This window comes from Halomicroarcula saliterrae (genome assembly GCF_031624395.1).
Taxonomy (GTDB): Archaea; Halobacteriota; Halobacteria; order Halobacteriales; family Haloarculaceae; genus Haloarcula; species Haloarcula saliterrae.
Window position 1 is genome coordinate 39,845 of sequence record NZ_JAMQON010000008.1, and the last position, 16,862, is coordinate 56,706.

18 protein-coding genes are annotated in these 16,862 nt (G+C 53.9%); 10 read left to right on the forward strand and 8 right to left on the reverse strand.

Annotated features, from left to right (window positions below; translation table 11 throughout):
* The first annotated feature begins 88 nt into the window (after nucleotides 1–88).
* From NDI56_RS20345 to NDI56_RS20360, 4 genes are all read left to right on the forward strand, one after another.
* Nucleotides 89–370 (forward strand): recombinase family protein, encoded by a 282-nt coding sequence (locus NDI56_RS20345; RefSeq protein WP_310901744.1) that lies wholly within the window; start codon nucleotides 89–91, stop codon nucleotides 368–370.
* Nucleotides 343–894 (forward strand): serine integrase family protein, encoded by a 552-nt coding sequence (locus tag NDI56_RS20350; RefSeq protein WP_310901751.1) that lies wholly within the window; start codon nucleotides 343–345, stop codon nucleotides 892–894. The genes NDI56_RS20345 and NDI56_RS20350 overlap by 28 nt, the downstream gene beginning before the upstream one ends.
* Before the next feature lie 147 nt (nucleotides 895–1,041).
* Nucleotides 1,042–1,977 (forward strand): cation diffusion facilitator family transporter, encoded by a 936-nt coding sequence (locus NDI56_RS20355; RefSeq protein WP_220619733.1) that lies wholly within the window; start codon nucleotides 1,042–1,044, stop codon nucleotides 1,975–1,977.
* A gap of 56 nt (nucleotides 1,978–2,033) precedes the next feature.
* Nucleotides 2,034–2,423: a SpoIIAA family protein gene (locus NDI56_RS20360; protein WP_220619734.1), complete on the forward strand. Its 390-nt coding sequence runs from the start codon at nucleotides 2,034–2,036 to the stop codon at nucleotides 2,421–2,423.
* A 274-nt stretch (nucleotides 2,424–2,697) separates the two neighbouring features.
* Here the strand turns inward: NDI56_RS20360 and NDI56_RS20365 are convergent, their stop codons facing one another.
* Together NDI56_RS20365 and NDI56_RS20370 are read right to left on the reverse strand one after the other, a co-directional pair.
* Nucleotides 2,698–3,717, reverse strand: a complete 1,020-nt coding sequence (locus NDI56_RS20365; protein WP_220619735.1) for a hypothetical protein — start codon at nucleotides 3,715–3,717, stop codon at nucleotides 2,698–2,700.
* 333 nt (nucleotides 3,718–4,050) lie between these two features.
* The gene (locus NDI56_RS20370) at nucleotides 4,051–4,467 is read right to left on the reverse strand and encodes a hypothetical protein (protein WP_220619736.1); all 417 of its coding nucleotides are present in this window, start codon (nucleotides 4,465–4,467) and stop codon (nucleotides 4,051–4,053) included.
* Between the two features lie 335 nt (nucleotides 4,468–4,802).
* On the opposite strand from NDI56_RS20370, the gene NDI56_RS20375 reads away from it, so the two are divergent.
* Nucleotides 4,803–5,201 carry a plastocyanin/azurin family copper-binding protein gene (locus NDI56_RS20375; protein WP_236035639.1) on the forward strand — a complete coding sequence of 133 codons (399 nt, stop codon included), beginning with the start codon at nucleotides 4,803–4,805 and terminating at the stop codon, nucleotides 5,199–5,201.
* 64 nt (nucleotides 5,202–5,265) lie between these two features.
* Here NDI56_RS20375 and NDI56_RS20380 read toward each other — a convergent pair whose 3' ends face one another.
* Nucleotides 5,266–5,916: a CPBP family intramembrane glutamic endopeptidase gene (locus NDI56_RS20380; protein ID WP_220619738.1), complete on the reverse strand. Its 651-nt coding sequence runs from the start codon at nucleotides 5,914–5,916 to the stop codon at nucleotides 5,266–5,268.
* A 357-nt stretch (nucleotides 5,917–6,273) separates the two neighbouring features.
* Between NDI56_RS20380 and NDI56_RS20385 the strand changes: the two genes are divergently transcribed.
* The 3 genes from NDI56_RS20385 (at nucleotide 6,274) to NDI56_RS20395 (ending at nucleotide 8,041) form a co-directional block, all read left to right on the forward strand.
* Nucleotides 6,274–7,251 (forward strand): transcription initiation factor IIB, encoded by a 978-nt coding sequence (locus NDI56_RS20385; RefSeq protein WP_220619739.1) that lies wholly within the window; start codon nucleotides 6,274–6,276, stop codon nucleotides 7,249–7,251.
* A 137-nt stretch (nucleotides 7,252–7,388) separates the two neighbouring features.
* Complete coding sequence (locus NDI56_RS20390; protein ID WP_121512959.1) at nucleotides 7,389–7,766, forward strand: winged helix-turn-helix domain-containing protein; 378 nt, start codon at nucleotides 7,389–7,391, stop codon at nucleotides 7,764–7,766.
* Nucleotides 7,763–8,041, forward strand: coding sequence for a DUF7521 family protein (locus tag NDI56_RS20395; RefSeq protein ID WP_121512958.1), 279 nt, complete (start codon nucleotides 7,763–7,765; stop codon nucleotides 8,039–8,041). The genes NDI56_RS20390 and NDI56_RS20395 overlap by 4 nt, the downstream gene beginning before the upstream one ends.
* 420 nt (nucleotides 8,042–8,461) lie before the next feature.
* On the opposite strand, the gene NDI56_RS20400 is transcribed toward NDI56_RS20395, so the two are convergent.
* The 5 genes from NDI56_RS20400 to NDI56_RS20420 form a co-directional block, all read right to left on the reverse strand.
* A complete protein-coding gene (locus NDI56_RS20400) occupies nucleotides 8,462–8,893 on the reverse strand; it encodes a DUF7996 family protein (protein ID WP_147439938.1) in 432 nt (143 codons plus the stop codon).
* Nucleotides 8,890–11,544, reverse strand: a complete 2,655-nt coding sequence (locus tag NDI56_RS20405) for a heavy metal translocating P-type ATPase (RefSeq protein ID WP_220619740.1) — start codon at nucleotides 11,542–11,544, stop codon at nucleotides 8,890–8,892. Before NDI56_RS20405 ends, NDI56_RS20400 begins: the two co-directional genes overlap by 4 nt.
* 144 nt (nucleotides 11,545–11,688) lie before the next feature.
* Nucleotides 11,689–12,288 carry a YbhB/YbcL family Raf kinase inhibitor-like protein gene (locus NDI56_RS20410; protein WP_220619741.1) on the reverse strand — a complete coding sequence of 200 codons (600 nt, stop codon included), beginning with the start codon at nucleotides 12,286–12,288 and terminating at the stop codon, nucleotides 11,689–11,691.
* Nucleotides 12,289–12,584: 296 nt separating this feature from the next.
* A complete protein-coding gene (locus tag NDI56_RS20415) occupies nucleotides 12,585–13,931 on the reverse strand; it encodes a hypothetical protein (protein ID WP_417936052.1) in 1,347 nt (448 codons plus the stop codon).
* A 391-nt stretch (nucleotides 13,932–14,322) separates the two neighbouring features.
* Nucleotides 14,323–15,312, reverse strand: coding sequence for an arsenic resistance protein (locus NDI56_RS20420; protein WP_220619743.1), 990 nt, complete (start codon nucleotides 15,310–15,312; stop codon nucleotides 14,323–14,325).
* 392 nt (nucleotides 15,313–15,704) lie between these two features.
* Between NDI56_RS20420 and NDI56_RS20425 the strand changes: the two genes are divergently transcribed.
* The gene (locus NDI56_RS20425; protein WP_220589750.1) at nucleotides 15,705–15,992 is read left to right on the forward strand and encodes a DUF7967 family protein; all 288 of its coding nucleotides are present in this window, start codon (nucleotides 15,705–15,707) and stop codon (nucleotides 15,990–15,992) included.
* Between the two features lie 65 nt (nucleotides 15,993–16,057).
* Nucleotides 16,058–16,807 carry a helix-turn-helix domain-containing protein gene (locus NDI56_RS20430; protein WP_220589749.1) on the forward strand — a complete coding sequence of 250 codons (750 nt, stop codon included), beginning with the start codon at nucleotides 16,058–16,060 and terminating at the stop codon, nucleotides 16,805–16,807.
* Nucleotides 16,808–16,862 lie beyond the last annotated feature (55 nt).

Consider the following 16,862-nt stretch of genomic DNA (forward strand, 5'->3'; position numbering starts at 1 on the left):
CTTTCCAGGTGATAGCAAGAAGTTAGTCCTTTCTACGGATCCCGCAAAAGGTGGATAACTTATACACTCGGTTGAGGCCGCAAGAAGTATGCCCGAGATCGGCACCTACGCCCGTGTCTCAACGACAGACCAGGACCCACAACGACAGCTCGACGAACTTCGAGAGTTTGGCAAAAACACGTATGACGAGCCAGAGATCCACACCTACGCAGATATCATCAGCGGGACTGAAACACAGCGTGGTGAAGAGTACCAGCGACTCCGTGTAGATATTGAAGACGGACCCTGGACGTCGTCGTTGTCCACGAACTCTCACGTCTTTCTCGACTCGGCGCCGGCGAAATCCACGGGTTCCTCGAGTTCTGTCTGAGTCACGAAACTGGCGTTCAAGATCTGGAAGTCGGACTGGAAATTAGCCTTGAGGATGGCCTCGTTGACAGAGCGGTGAGTCAGCTTATCGCCGGTGTGATGGGTGACCTCGCCCGGGTTGAGCACAAACAGAAGCTCCGTCGGATTCAATCCGGTATCGACGCTGCAAAAGAGGCTGGCCGATGGACTGGACGGCCCCCAGCTGGGTTCGATGTCAAAGACGGCTATCTCCAGGTCAACGCCGATGAGTTCCTGACTATTCGACGCGCGCTCGAACGCATTGAGCAAGGCTATACCTATGCTGACGCAGCTGATGGAACACGTGTCGCGGAATCAACGTTGCGGGTCCTCTATGACGACCGCCGTGACCTCTACTTCTACGCTGAAGCTGAAGACGAGCGCCTCCAAGCCGCCGCAGAAGAACTCGAGGCACTAGAGAAGCCGGATATTCCCGATGATACGAGTCTCCCCAGGCAAGAAATTCGAACTATCGTTCGCGATGAAATCTACCGCTATCAGCAGTAGTTAGGCAAACCTGCAAACTGTGCGATAACCCTCCGCATCGCATATTCATAGGAATAATGTTATTAACTAAATCAAAATATATTATTAGAATTGATGCTGCTTTGGGCATATATTAACAGCCAGTTTAATAATTCTGGGCTGTCCAGGATGAGAGACGAGACGATTGCAATGGAACATGATCATGCTACTGAGAATGGTCACGAGCACAGTGTTAGCGGCGGCGATAGCATCAGTAAACTCGGTGCCGTAGCAGGTATCAATCTGGTCGGATTCGTCGCTGAATTAGCTGGTGGGCTCTTGTTTGGTTCCGTCGCATTACTGAGTGACGCGCTGCATATGCTGTTTGACGCGCTGGCGTACGTGATGGCCTTTGCAGCTGCGGCCGTCGCTGACCGGTACGATAGGTCGCCGGAGTGGTCCTATGGGCTGCACCGACTCGAACCGCTCGCCGCGTTTCTGAACGGTGCGCTGTTGATTCCAATGGTAATCTACATCGTCTACGAGTCGTATCAGCGGTTTCTGAACCCGATTGATATTGGAACAGGCCCAACACTCGCAATCGCAGTGGCTGGCCTCGTAATCAATCTCGTGTCGGTCTATGTCGTCCAGGGTGGTGAGATGAATCTCAACGAACGCGGCGCGTTTTATCATCTGCTCGGTGATGCCGGCGGATCGGTCGCTGTTATTGTTTCAGTGGTGGCGATTGACCTCACCGGCCTTCGAGTCATCGACCCCGTTGTCGCTATTCTCATCGCCGGTATCGTTCTCTGGTCGGCTGGGAAACTCTTGCGAGGCAGCGGTATCATCTTCCTTCATAAAGGCCCCATCTCCGGTGAGGAAGTGGAGACAGCTGTCCTCCGTATCGACGGCGTCGAAGCTATCGAAGACCTCCACACGTGGCAGATCTGTAGCGAACTGACAATCGCGACGTTACACCTACGGACGGCAGTCGAGACGCTCGCCGCAGCGGACCGAATTCGCCGAGAGGTCCACGAGGCATTAGCCGATATTGGCGTGAATCACGCCACAATCGAATTCCTGCACAGTGAGCACGACGACCGCCTCGACGCCCACACTCACTGACGATGACTCCAACTACGACTCACGACGACACGCACCAGGACCACACTGGCACTCCGATGTATGAACTCTTGGGGGCAACCGAAGATAATGTCATCGCGCTCCGGATGCACAAGGGAACACGATCAGGGTACCAGGAGTTCTACGAGTTGTTAAGTGAGAAAACCATCCAATACGGGGCGATCCATGTCTACGAGGAGACCACTGACTGGACTGTGTGGACGTTCCTGACACACCTCGCCGGCCTGATTCCTGACCTACGATATGGATCGGAGTTCGCCATCGAGCGATACGCTGCAGTCGGTGACAACGTGTGGGCGAGGCTACTCTATGAATTGTGGAAGGTGATTCGTCCTCTCTGGCCCGTTGCACCGACGGAAATGCGGTATTTCGATGTCGATGACCGCGACGAAGCACTTCGCTGGGTCAAATACGGTGAGATAGTATGAGAATCTCTCAGGTTACGCGTAATCCCCAGAGTGTGGGGTTCATTCGTTTCTCGTCGGCGCTATAATCGCGACGGATTCCCAGAAAGTAGCGATACACGGAACGTTGACGATTGTCGTCTCTGCCCTCTTCCCATTTGCTGAAGAGCCATGGCTGCGGGAACACTATGGCGAAGAGTATGAAGCATTCCGTGAGCGGACCCCTCGGTTTGTCGGGTGGGATTTGCTGACCAAACTTTTGGGCGTGTCGTAGGACTCTCTCGGTTTCACTACATTCTCAGTCTGCTGGGCTGAAATCGGCAATTTCGCTGGAGCGTGTTGCTGATTCTATCGAGTAGACTAGACTCCCAGTGAACAAAGCAATACTCCCGGCGATAAAGAGTACACCTAGCGGTGATGCTGGGTCAACGAAGACCCAGTACAGTGGCGCCGCAATCGATGGCCCCGCTGCGAGAATCGCGATTTTCGCTACCAGCGGGCCACAGCACCCACAGGTACACGAGCCAACAACTGTCGCTGTGCCTGCAGTCCCCTCTGTAAGTCCAGCACTCTCCTCGATTCGCCAGTACCGAGCGATAATCCCTGCATTGAATCCGATGAGCGAACTCAGGAGACCAACAACTATCACCAGCCCTGGAGAGATTGCGAGGAAGAACGGAATGTGCGGCCGGACAACTTCGAGTGTCGGCCAAGAAACCAGTTGATAAATGACCGGTAAGACGACCAGTTTCGGCTCGTGTGGTAGCCCTTCTTCGGGAAATACGGAGAGATATCCTGTAATGAAGAGGAAAAACAGCCCAACGACGACCGCCACACCAATGCCGAAACGCCGGGCCACTGGGTCACGGAAGACGTCTCGAATAACGTGGGCTGCATCTTTTTTGAGGATATACCCAACAGCGATGGGGAGACTCAATGCCAGCAAGTATCCGAGGGGATGGGAGTTACTCGCTGGTCCTGGGATGAGATATGGGTAGGTCACCCACAGCCCCAAAATGAACCCAAGTCCGGTGTATCGAGGGCGCGTCCGCCATCTAAACCAACCGATTGAGAGACTCCCAATCATGATAGTAAGCCCGACAGCGAACGCTATCAAGGGGTACAACGACCGCGAAAACGGCATAGTCGCAGCCGAGTACTGGACATCAATCGAGAGTGCATCGAACAGAACAGCTCCCGTCGCTGCTGTTACGATACCGATAAAGACACCGGTGAGGGCCTGTTCGGGAGTGAGTCGACTATGTCGTTTGAATCCGACAGCTCCACCGACAATAGCAATCCCAACGAGGGTGAGCATGGCCCCATGTATCTCTGTGAGACCAGCGGCTCCGGTCACGCTATGTGCTGACGCGGTTGGGACCTGTGTCAATGCAATAATACAGGAGACAAGCACCGTGCCTGTCCGAACCCCGACGCCAGTCGAGCGAGTATTTGCTGACCCAGGTTGTATCTGCCACTGAGACCGGGTTCCCGTACTCATAGTACTATAGAATTTGGGTCCATCGTTTTGCATCCACTGGTACACCCTTCGAATTCCGTTGTCGTCGTCGGGATTTCTGAAACCACTCTGTCGATTCGCTCTTTTGCTTGCGATGCTTGTATGCTAGACGCTTGTATTTGCGTTTCATGTTCATCCGGAATCCATGAAGGCGATGAACTGAATGTGTTTGAGGAACCAAAACGGGAGGAATACACCGACCAGTGCAGCGAGTAGCACCGTCGTTGAAACTTGCCATACAATCTCTGCGATGACTGTTCCAAGAACTAGTACACCGTTGTACGCGATGGCGTTTATGACGATATCCGCTCCTGACTCAGGACGAGGCCAGTCGAGTACAGTGACTGAAATTGTGGGTGCCCGGCCCGTCCATATCACCAGTATGAGTCCTCCAACCCCACAAGAGAACCATGCCAGTACGGTTGGTGGCCACGAGAAGAGAATCGTACTGACGATAATCAGCAAAAGGACCGGAAGTACCGTTCCGACGATTTCGATGGCAGTGAACTCTCTAAACACAGAATAGTCTGTGCCACTCTGCTCAATCATAATAGGCGTTGCATCCATTGGAAGTTGGGTAAGTCCTATTCACTTCGTATCTCGACACTGGGGCTAGCAGCGCTGAAACTGCCAACATTTGTGCGCTATTCTCTATTTCGGCTATCGCGGTTCGGGTATATCAACGCATGGCGATGTCCTATGATGTGGGAAGCCGCACCTGTCTCATAATCAGGTACTGTATATTGACCAGTATGGAGCGCAGACAACTTCTCAAAACTACCGGCTTGTTAACGACCGGTGGAGTCATTGGCCTCGCTGGATGCAGCTCTGCGGAAGAAAACGGTAGCAACCGGACCAATACTAGAGAGCCGAACACTGTCCTGATGATTACTGAGGGCGGTGAGTACTATTTTGACCCAATCGGATTATTCGTCGAGCCTGGTGAGACTGTCACGTTTGAAATCCGGGGTGGCCGTCATTCAGCGACAGCGTACACTGAGGAGGCTACTTCGGCATCGGTAACGCGCATTCCTGCGGGTGCTGACTCTTTCGATAGTGGCACTCTCAATGCGCAAGGGGCCACATTTAATCATACGTTTGAAACAACAGGGACATACGATTATTTCTGTATCCCACACAAAACCATTGGAATGGTTGGCCGCATTGTGGTCGGTGAACCTGGTGGACCGGCTCAGGGGAGTATGCCACCGGACGGTTCTGTCCCAGAGAGTCAAACAATCGTTAATCAGGGCTCGCTATCTTATGAAGACTTCACCGGATGATGTACGGTATGACCGATAGCTTGTGTCGATTCACCGTGTAGAAGAAGGAGGCACATACGAGCTATCAGAATCCACCTGTCGAAGAAATATATGCACCTGCGAACTGTAATGCGTTGTACGCGCCGTGCATCAGGGCTGGGACGGTGAGATTGCCGGTGTACTCGTATGCGCCACCCAAGACCAGTGCCAAAATAAAGGCAATGGCTATGTAGACAAGTTTCCCCTCGCCCGACAACGAGAAGAGGTGGATTGATGCGAACAGTGCGCTTGCCAATATCACTGCTCTTGTGGGGTGGAGTGACTCTGCGAGTGTCCCCTGAACGAGTCCTCTGAACAGCAGTTCCTCACCTGGGCCCACTAACAGAAACGAGAGCGGGATGAGAATGAGAAACACGACTGGGTTCTGTTGACCGATGGTAACAACGGTGTTCTGCGCTGATTCGATATCCAGTATTGAGATTATTCCTGAGACTGACAACAGAAGAAGGATAAGAGCGATTGTCCCAACGACTGTGACTGCGATATCACGCTTATTGGGTACCGAAACGGGGACGAATCCGAATCCGAGCCCTCGAATTTTGAGATATACGAGTGCAAGGCCGCCAAAGGTGAGTCCCTGCAGTAGAACTGTACTCAGGAGTAGCCGTAGCGATGGCCGTGATGAGACATCGATTCCGACCACAAGCAGCACTGACGAGGCTCCAAGGACTACCATCGACCCGATAACGATTGGGACAAAAGTCAGTCCGATTGCAGTTGCGACAGAACGGATTCCTGTATCGAACCCGGATGTGTTATTCAAAATGCAACCCCACCATCTAGCAACTGCTTATTTTTGCCATGGTTATACATCTGGCGAGAATCATCAGTGACTCTGCTGTCAGCCTGTTTCTGAGACATTGTAATGCGCCGATAGCACGATTTTTGGGCCAACAAATTCAGTCAGTAATTCACAGTTCAATACTATAGTGGCACCTCGGATTCCTACCAACTGGGACACCGCCGCATGTTCATACGATACGGGCACCTTCTGTGTGATAAGGACCACCATGACTTCCGGAGGGACGTAACGATGTCTGATGATATCACTACACGGACCAGCGGTGACCGTGAACATGAGTCCCAGAAGCAGGAACCAGAGCGCGATGGCTCTGCCATCGAAGCCTGCCCAGAGTGTGGTGGTGGTATAATTGAAGACGAGGCTCACGGTGAACAGACCTGTGAGAGCTGTGGGTTAGTTTTCGAGGAAGCTCTCGTCGATCGAGGACCAGAGTGGCGAACCTTCGAAGCTGGCGACAACAGCAAAAAGAGTCGTGTAGGCGCTCCGACAACTAAGCTGATGCACGATAAGGGACTGAGTACAAAAATCAGCTGGCAGGACAAAGATGCCAATGGGGCAGCCATAGCTGCTCGGAAGCGGGCACGCTTACAGCGTCTTCGAACGTGGGACGAACGATTTCGGGCCAAGGACGCCACTGAACGGAACCTCAAACAGGCGTTCGGGGAAATCGACCGGATGGCATCCGCATTAGGTATCCCGGAATCTGTTCGTGAAACTGCTGGTGTACTATACCGGCGGGCAGCCGAAGAGGATCTACTCCCGGGGCGGTCAATAGAGGGCATGTCAACAGCAGCGTTGTATGCAGCCGCGCGGCAACAGGGAATGCCCCGTCCCCTTTCAGCGTTTGCTGATGTCAGTCGAGTCGAAGAGATTCGGATCCAACGGGCCTATCGATATCTCTCCCGTGAGCTCGGACTGACACTCGAACCCGAGGATCCTACGGAATACTTGCCTCAGTTCGCTTCTGCACTCGATGTGAGTGAGGAAGCACAGCGAGTGGCTCGCGACATTCTAGAAGTAGCGACTCAAAACGCGATTCAAAGTGGGAAGAGTCCAGCCGGATTAGCGGCCGCAGCATTGTATGCTTCTACCCACCTTACGAACGAGCAGTTAACACAAGAGACTGTGAGTAACGTCTGTCACATCTGCCAGACGACTATCCGGAGTCGCTATCAAGAACTCCTCGAAGTATACGCGGAACATCAATAACAGTGCCTGCATGTTCGAGACCCTTTCAGCGACTGAACACACCGAGTTGTATCGAATACACCGATGGTCGATTAGCATTCAATACCGCCATAACAAAACTCACATCTTCTCTCGCAAAAAAACGAGGCAGACAGCAAATGGGTGACAATCCGGGTTCTACCGTCGACACACCCCCTTTTCAGGCTGTTGTTGACGCGTTAGATGACCCAGATTGTCAAGCAATCCTCCGTGAAACAGTTGACCCTATGACTGCAACAGAACTTACCGAAGCGTGTGACATCCCTAAATCAACGTTGTACCGAAAACTGGACCTATTGAGCACGGCATCTCTCGTTCGAGAACGGGATCAAATAAATCCTGGTGGTGGGCGTGTCACGCAGTATGAACGGGACTTCGAGGATATCACCATTTCCATGACCAAGTCTGGTGAGTTCTCCGTCGCTGTTGACAGAGACCAGCGGACGACGGACGAACGGCTTGCAGATATCTGGTCCAAGATGGGTGACGAGCTGTGAACGCTGTTTTGACCGCAATTGCGGCCGTGAAGTTGGTGATTTTGCTCCTTGGTGGCGCAATTACCTATATTGCGTTTAGGGCTTATCGGCATACTAATTCCCCCTCGTTACGAGTGCTCGGTGTCGGATTCGGAATTATTACCTTCGGAGCGTTTCTCTCGGGTATCGCCAATCAGTTCTTTGCCGTCTCACTTGCAGTCGGCGTGCTCGCAAATAGTGTCTTCGTCGCTGCTGGTCTTGCTGTAATCATGTATTCACTCTACATCCAGCAGTGAATTTTCTCGGCGACTGGATTGAGCTTAATAGGTTTCATCCCCGATGATGTTATAGAACGATTCCCAAGGTGTTGTTTGCATCCGCAATTAGGTGAACTAGCTATTAGAACGAGCATGCGAACCTGATGCTGGCACAAAGTGTTTATCGACGAATCCAGACATTATCTCTATGAGCAGATTCAGCCCGGTCGTCTGGGGAAGCGTTCTCCTCATGCTCGTTATTCTCGCGTTCACGCTCTATCGGTTCAGTAGAAGTAGAGTCGCGTAGAGCCGACGCGTGTGGACAATAGGTCAACTGTATCGAACGATTCGCAATGCGAACACTACAGTGTGTGGAACTGTTCTATAACACTCTTTACATCTCTTACTTAGCGAGGTCTACTTGATGAGAACACACAATCAAGGAGTGGTAGTTCAGGATTATTCGATGTCCTTTGAAGATGAAGTATCTACACTTTCCGGGGTGTTATTTTGAGTGTCTCCTCCTTTTTCGCTCGGTACTTTTGCTAACTCGCCCCATCCTGATATTTCCCATTCTGGGCCGTCTTTAGCTGATGAGTCGGCAGTTGTATCTTCGTTTTTAGAACTATCGCCCGTCTCTCGACCTGCCGGCCCAACGAGTTCTACCGGTCGGAGCCAGACAACCCATATAATGCAAACTGCGACACCATAGCCGAGTATCCACACAAAATCGGCCACTAAAGGGAGATTCGCCTGCTCCATGGTGTAGACTAGCAGTCCCGAACCAGCGACGACTGTGGCACTAAGCAGGACAAGAAATGGTCCGTAGGGGAGTCCAGATTGTTCATCGGCAGTGGGACTCTGTTCGGTGTCTTCGGATGTGCTACTCATCGGTGTGAACCTCCGCTGGAAATCGTTTCAGCCCCGCTGTCTTCTGGTGGACGAATTCTGGAGAGGCGCATTGCATTCCCGGTGACGGCAGTCGTCATTCCTGCATCGCCGGCGAGCACTGCCAACCAAATTGGGACGTAACCAAACGGTACTGCCAATGCCAGTGCGGCCTTGACTCCGAGACTGGCCCAGATGTTCTGCTGGATAACGCCGTTAGCGTCATTGGCCAGTTCGTAGAGATACGGCAGCTTGCCCAGATCATCACCCATTAGTGCGATATCGGCCGTCTCCAGTGCCGTGTCCGTCCCAGCGGCGCCCATAGCGACGCCTACGGTAGCGGTGGCTAGGGCAGGGGCATCGTTTACACCATCTCCAACCATCGCGACACCGTCGTGCTCATCGGTGAGTTTCTCGATCGCAGTGACCTTATCTTCCGGAAGGAGTTCTGCGTAAAACTCGTCGATACCCACCTGCTCGGCGATAGCCTGTGCAGTCCGCTCATTATCTCCCGTTAGCATCACTGTTCGTTTGACGCCGAGGTCTTGGAGTCGGGCTATCGTCTGTTTCGCTGCTGGCCTGACTTCGTCGGCGACGGCGATGAGCCCTTCTAGTTCTTCGTCTGTCCCGACAAGCACCACAGTCTTCCCTTCACTCTGGAGTTCTGGGACCGTCTCTTCCAGCAAATCGAAGCAATTATGCCGGTCACATAGTGACTGGGCTGTGTCGGTAACCACGCCCCCATCGGTGGTCGCGTGAACGTGTGACAGATCGAACTCAAGTTCTTCAAACAGGCCGGGCTTCCCGGCAAAGTGATCGGTCCCGTCAAGCTCTGCCCGAACCCCCTTACCGGTGATACTCTCGAAATCCGAGATTTCGCGCTCTGCGACGCTTGCACCGTCTGCTTCCGCGACTATTGCTTCTCCGATAGGGTGCTCGCTACGTTGTTCAAGGCCACGGGCACACCGAAGGACGTCGTCCTCGGAATTTCCATTGAGGGGGATGACATCAGTTACCGTGAGTTCTCCCTTCGTAAGTGTCCCCGTCTTATCGAATGCGACGGCGTCGACTTCGCCCATTGCCTCGAGATGGTTTCCGCCTTTAATCAGCACGCCGTTCTTCGCCGCGCTCGTAATGCCCGAGACGACCGAGACTGGCGTCGAGATGACGAACGCACAGGGGCAGGCGAGTACGAGCAATGTAAGCCCGTAGACGATAGCTGTTGGCCACGTCGTGCCGAGAACGTAGGGGCTCCCAATCGTGACGAGGATAGCAAAAGCGACGACAGCAGGTGTGTAGTACGCGGAGAATCGCTCGACGAACTGTTCGCGCTCGGTTTTGTTCGACTGGGCGTCCTCAACCATCTCGACGATACGCGAGAGGGTATTATCGCTCGCCGTAGCGGTGACTTCCACTTCGAGATACCCCTCTTCGTTGATTGTCCCGGCGTACACCTCTTCACCCTCGCTCTTATCCACTGGAACACTCTCGCCAGTGATTGGTGCCTGATTCACCGCACTCTCCCCGTCTACGACCGTGCCATCCATGGGAATCTTCTCTCCTGGCCGAACGACGACGATGTCACCGACCGTTATTTCCGCAACAGGGACAGTCTCTTCGCCCCCGTTGCGTTTGACGACCGCTTCATCCGGAGACAGATCCATCAGCTCTTGCAGCGAGTTGCGGGCACGGTCCATCGAGTAGCGCTCGAGAAGTTCGGCCACGCTGAAGAGGAACGCAAGCGTCGCTGCTTCAAAATAGAGACCCTCCCCGAATGCAACACTTGCCACCAGGGCACCCAAGATCGCAATGGACATCAACAGATCAATGTCGAGGTTCCTATTTCGCAACGAGTAATACCCGTTGCGGAGAATTTCGTGGCCACCGAGCGCAATCGCGACAAGAAAGAGGGCGTCAGCTAACACCAGGTCGCTTCCGAGGAGGCTCGCGACCTGTATATTCTCCCCGGGTAGGAAGAATTCCAGCAGGAGTCCACCGGCGAGGAACACACCACTAATCCACGTCTTGATAGCCCGGCGGCTTCGCCAGATACTGTCACCAGATTCGCTATTATCTTTGTTACCCTGCTGTGCGGTCGTATCTGTAACTTCGTATCCTGCGCCCTCGATGGCGGCACTGATGTCTGAACCCGTCACGGTTGCAGAATCGTATGTGACTGTGATTTTCCCAGTCGTCGGGTGGGGTTCCGCCGTTGCAATGCCGTCGAGACTGTCCAGTGCCTTCGTGACCTTCTCCGCACAGGACGGACAATCCATTTCTGGGACAGAAAACTTCTCCGTGACCTCGTCGCTGTTTTCGACAGTGTAGCCAGCTTTCTCGACGCGCTCGGTGATAGCCTCCGTCGACGTGATGTCGGCCTCGTATGTTACTGTGAGAGTTCCTGTCGTCACCTGTGGCTCGATTTCTTTGATTCCCTCGACCTTGCTAACACTGTTTTCAACTTTCCCCGCACACGACGGGCAGTCCATATCGGGCACTGAGAGCTGTGCCACACTTCCATCATGGGCTATCGAAGGATCCGATACTTCATCTCTCTCTGAATGTTCACGATCAAAATGGTCATGTGAATGATCGTGTTCATGCGAGTCGTCTGTTTCATCTGACTCGTCACTGTTCTCGTCTGATGAGGTCATTAGCGAATTCTAGACAATCGTATTTTATTAAACTAGCTGTTATAAAAGCCGCATATGACAATAGATACTATTAACAATATGCGCATAAGTTAATAATACAGCCATCGATAAGATCTCGTTTTCGAGATTCCGTGTTCTCCGTCGCTATTCCATCGGTTGGGTCGTTCGTTCAGACGTCCTCTCGGACCGCTGCAAAGTTACAGTTAGTCGAGCACTGGCAAGGACAGAACTACCGATCGCTTCGACGGCGTCGTCATGTTTCGTGCCCGCCTCGATATCCAATATCTCACCGAGTGCATAGAGTTGGAATCGGTGCTCGTACGGTTGGCCGGGCGGTGGACACGGTGCTTTGTATCCTACTTCACCGCCACGCTGTCGACCCTGAGGAGCACCACCCAGTGTCTCTACAGTCGGTGTCCGCGGTATACCGGCGGGGATCGTGGTCCGCTCAGGAGGGATATTCCATATCGACCAGAACACTGGCTCATTTATCGGCCCACGGTCGTACTCTCCGGTAATCGCCAGTGCCGCTGTCGGATCCGGGTGATTCCGTATCTCGAACGGGGGTGACTCTCCAGCCCCATCACACGTGTACCGGGCTGGGAGTGTCCCCCCGTTTTCCATGGCAGGACTCGAGATACTAAATGAGCGTTGCGTATCGGTTGTTCGACTTGCACATCCAGCGATCAGTCCTGTAATTGAGGCGCTGGCCGTCTGTATCAGTCGTCGTCGAGTCAGTTTCATTGTATTGTCGTTTTAGAGGGTTCTGTCGTATGTATCAGGTCAGACAAGCGCGTAAACCATGAGCAAGCAAAAATACAGCAGTATAAGCACACCAAGAGCTCGGAGGCGGAATCGTCCGAGTTCTCCTTCCTCTGCCTCGTACGCTGTCTGAAACGCTGAAATATGCTCCTCAGATAATTCGTTAGGATGCTCTAGCCCCCGGTGTAAGTCTAGCCACTCCTGCTGGCTGAAAGGACGACCGCAGTACTCACACAGATGGGGCGATTGGTCCTCTCCGATTGTATATTCGTGATTGCTCATATGTATGGAAGTGCCACCTCGGGGCGAGTGATGACCCACAGACTGGTCATCGTGTAGAACACCATCACCGCGATAAACGGATACTGTGACCTGATCGCCTGAATCCGACTGGGGAACAGGTCATAGGCCGCCGCATGTGCGACCCAGATAGCAACTAGATGGCCAATAACCACGGCCGCAATACCAACTCCACCGAACCAACTTGGCGGTTGATATACTGGGACTGTGCCGGGATCTGAAAACGGTGAGAGGAGTGCCAACCAGAGAGCTGGTGCGAGTTCAAGAAAATACCCGAGATAGTGAGCGAAGTGATACCCAGCAGCAATTGCAAGCAATGGTGGAGCAAACTGAACTGCCACCATGCGTGACTGGAGATAGGTCTCTGCAGTTCGTCGACTGAGTTCAACCGCGATGAGGTAGATTCCAAAGAAGAGGCCAAAGCCAGCGAGGAGCGCTACCGGATACAGTACTTGTGGAGGGAAACCACCTGCGACAAGAGGTTCCGTCAGGGTACGCCACCCAGGTGTCGTAACGAATCCGTCGAAGGTTGTCCCCCACAGCAACGCTATAATAAATGCGACTTCATCGAAATCGTCTACCAAACGGGGAACGGAAAGGTCCATACCGAACAACCGAAATTTAATTTTCCGTCCAGTTTTTCCGATGGGTGCCACACGACCGTAGTAGCGGAATACTCTCTCTACGGGATCCGCCTTGTCAAACCACGTGTCCCGTCCAAAGATAACGACACCAAACAGGGTCACTACGCTGTACGCGACCACAGCGGTAGCGAGTAATTGTGGGTCAGCAGCTAATGGACTTATGACCTCGATCCAGATTAACGCCAAGAGTCCAATTACGCTAGGCCATGCCCCGTACGAGTCGGGATAGCGTCGATTTAGTGAGGGCAGCACCAGTGCGATGGTAGAAAGTGGGTTGAGAGTCTGCCAAGTGTTCCCAACCAGATAGCTTGTCATCGCTAGTCCCGCCCACCAGCCAACCCACACAAGAAGTATCGCCGCATTGGTTTGTGGTGTGGAGGGACCGATGAATCCGATGACCAGGACAGTAACATAGCCCACCAACCCGAGTACACGACCCGCAGTAACAGCCACGTGACTGTTCTCAGCATGAATCGGGAAGCCCCACTGATGGAGCTGTCTGATAAATTGTCTATCTGTCACAAAGGAGGCTAACAAAAAAGATGCCCCGACTGCCGCTCCGCCCGTACTCAGAAACAGCCATGTCGGAACGCGTATGGGTTCACGTGAACCACTTGAGAGACTTGCTCCGTGAGCAGAGACTGTCCCAGCTGCAAGAATTAAGAGCAGGACGCTCACAATTAGTTGCGTAATCCGTTGCTGGTTTTCTCTCATCATTGGTGTTGATATATTCTACTGGGACTCATCAATCGAAACGTGCATATCTCACAGCAAAAAGATTCGAGTGTTTCACGCAGTCTATTATTTTTTACAGCGGTACTTTGGCCCAACAGTTTGGTCGTCATGTGTCGCGTTAGATAGTCCCCTGTGTAGTGTTGGATTCGTCTTGGCTACATCCGACTTTGGACATGTTCGGGAGATATAGTGGTACCAAATAAAACTCTCAGGCGGATTCCCACCTAATGGGACAGCGAGCTCAAGCAGGGGCTGGATGTATGAGTACGCCGAGGGAAGTGGTTCATCCCGAGTGACCTCGCAGTTGATACATCAACCACTATCGATTCATCCAACATCACACTAAAGGGGCTGATTGGGGGGTTTCCGGTACCAACCACGCCGGGACGACTCGCGTGAGGACCACCATACCCGTCAGCTCGACGAGCGTCTGAGTAACGACCACCGCTGGTGCGAGCCCATAGCCCGATGGCAGCGCGAGCGCCAGCGGAAGAATGACAAGCGAGTTCCGTGTGACAGAGGTGAACACGAGGGCCCGGCTCTCGCCAGCTCCCATCCCGAGCACTCCAGCCACTAACCGACCGAGCAACGGCATAATGACCAGAAACGCAACATAGATCGGGACGACCGACGCGATCTGTCCGATTGAATCCTGGACGCGCGGCAGTTGGGAGGCGATCACGACAAACAGTGTTGCCCCCATCATCGGAACCGGAAACCAGCCCATCGTGTTCTGCCACTGAGCGCCGCGCTCGGACCGGTCAGCCCAGTATTCAGTCGCCCATGCGAGCGTCAGCGGCAGCGCGATAATGACGACGAACGCCTCGATGAACGGCCCTGCCTCGATGAATTCGGCCACCTGCTGGCCCATGAACAGCCAGAGATACAGCGGGAGCAACAACAGCTGGATGAGCATCAGCGCCGGAGTCGCGGCAGTAATCTGTTCGGCGTCACCGCCGGCAAGTTCGGTGAACGTAATGACGTAGTCGATACACGGCGTCAACAACACCATAAACGCGCCAACGAGAATCACCGGCTCCTGTGGCAGGAACTGCGTGAGGCCAAATACGACGACCGGCACGACCACGAAGTTTATCCCGAGCGCAGCCGCCATGAACCGGGCGTTCCGGAAGGCCCGCCGGATTTGGACAAACGGTATCTCGAGGAACGTGACGTACAACAGGACAGCCAACACGGGATTGATGAACGGTTCCAAGAGAGAGCTCGCGCTTGGAAGTCCGAGGCCGACTCCGATCGCTAGTAAGACGGCAACGAAGTAGATACCGACTTGATTGTGCTGAACCCACTGTTTCGAGAGTCGTGTCATAGATTGATTTGAATCATTAGCGAATCATGATTCCCAGAGCGGTCACTACCCCGAGGACAACCAAGACCGGTACGGAGACGGATCGAACGAATCGTTTGCCTCCGGCAGACCAGTCAGGATATCGAACACTGATACCCGACGAAGTGCAAAGACCGGACTAGCACCGGTGAAGACGTCTTAGAGCTCACTCATGTGCTGAAATATTAAGAAGACAGGCGTAAGTTTCCATTGATAGCCACCTCACAACTGTCAGTATAGACCAATGGTTCGTATTCGGGACAGGAGGAATGAGTCACAGATGCGACAGATATCATAGACTTCACCGTAAACGAGTCAACTCTAGCTACACTTCCAACACTACCCATTTCCGACCCGAGAGTGAACAAGCAGCTATGCCCGGCGATTCCCATTCGAACGGTGTCCGCGTCTGGCTCGTCGAGCGGACGTATTCCGACGACGAGCAGAACCTTATCATCCTCACCTATGCGACCCCAGACGGCGAACAGTACTACCGCAAGGAGCGGGCGCTCACTTCCTTCACCGACGTCCGCGACACGACGGCTGCCGTCGATACCGAGCCGGACAATCTCGGTTCGGTCAACGATGCCGATCTGCAGGAGCAGTACGCCGCCGAGGCCCAACGAATGCAGGAGGTACACGACCCCGACGACGTGATCTGACTCTAACCAGTACGATGGAAGCTCCGAGCCGACGTGTTATATCCAGCCACCCTTTACGTGTGAGTATGCGCGAACTCGTCTTCGCCCTCGAATACGAGCCGGGGTGTAACAGGGTCGCGGACGCCCTCGCCGACCATCCCGACGCCCGCGTCCGCTCGCTCTCGCTGCACGCTACTGCCGAGCAGCTCTGGCGAGTCGACCACGCCAGCGGCAGCCCGGACGCACTCGACGCCATCGAGGATGCCTTTCTCACCAGCGACTACTACGCCGACTGTTTGGCTACCGAGGATTGCAGTGCAACCCAGACCACCCGCGTCCTCGATAGCACGGACGACACGCTAGTTCTCTACTCCGACTGGGAGCGAACCCCCACCTGCGCGTCCGTCCCCCACATCGCCCGCGACCACCTCGGTGACGGCGTGCTGTTCGAGACTCGTCACGAGGGCCGCCACTACACGTGGCGGCTCATCCACTCCGGAGAGGGCGACATGGCCGCGTTCTTCGACGCCCTCAAAGTCGCCGTCGGAGACTGCGCTCAGATGGAGATGCTCCGAACCGCGGAGACGACGGCGTCGATGGGGGGAGCTGACGAGAAGCATGGCGTCCTGTCGCCGGAGCAGGAGGCTGCACTCCAAGCAGCCGTCGAACACGGGTACTACGAGTCGCCCCGAGAGGTCGATGTCGGCACGTTGGCCGAGCATCTCGACGTGCCGCGGTCGACGCTCACCTACCGACTCCGTCGGGCGGAAGAACACTTGGCGAAGCAGCACGTCGCCGGCGAACAGTCGCCCGAAGAGACCCCGGCAACACGCTGATTCTCGGTTTGGAATATTCCAATTAAGGCTTATCGAACTGACGCCCCTACAGTGA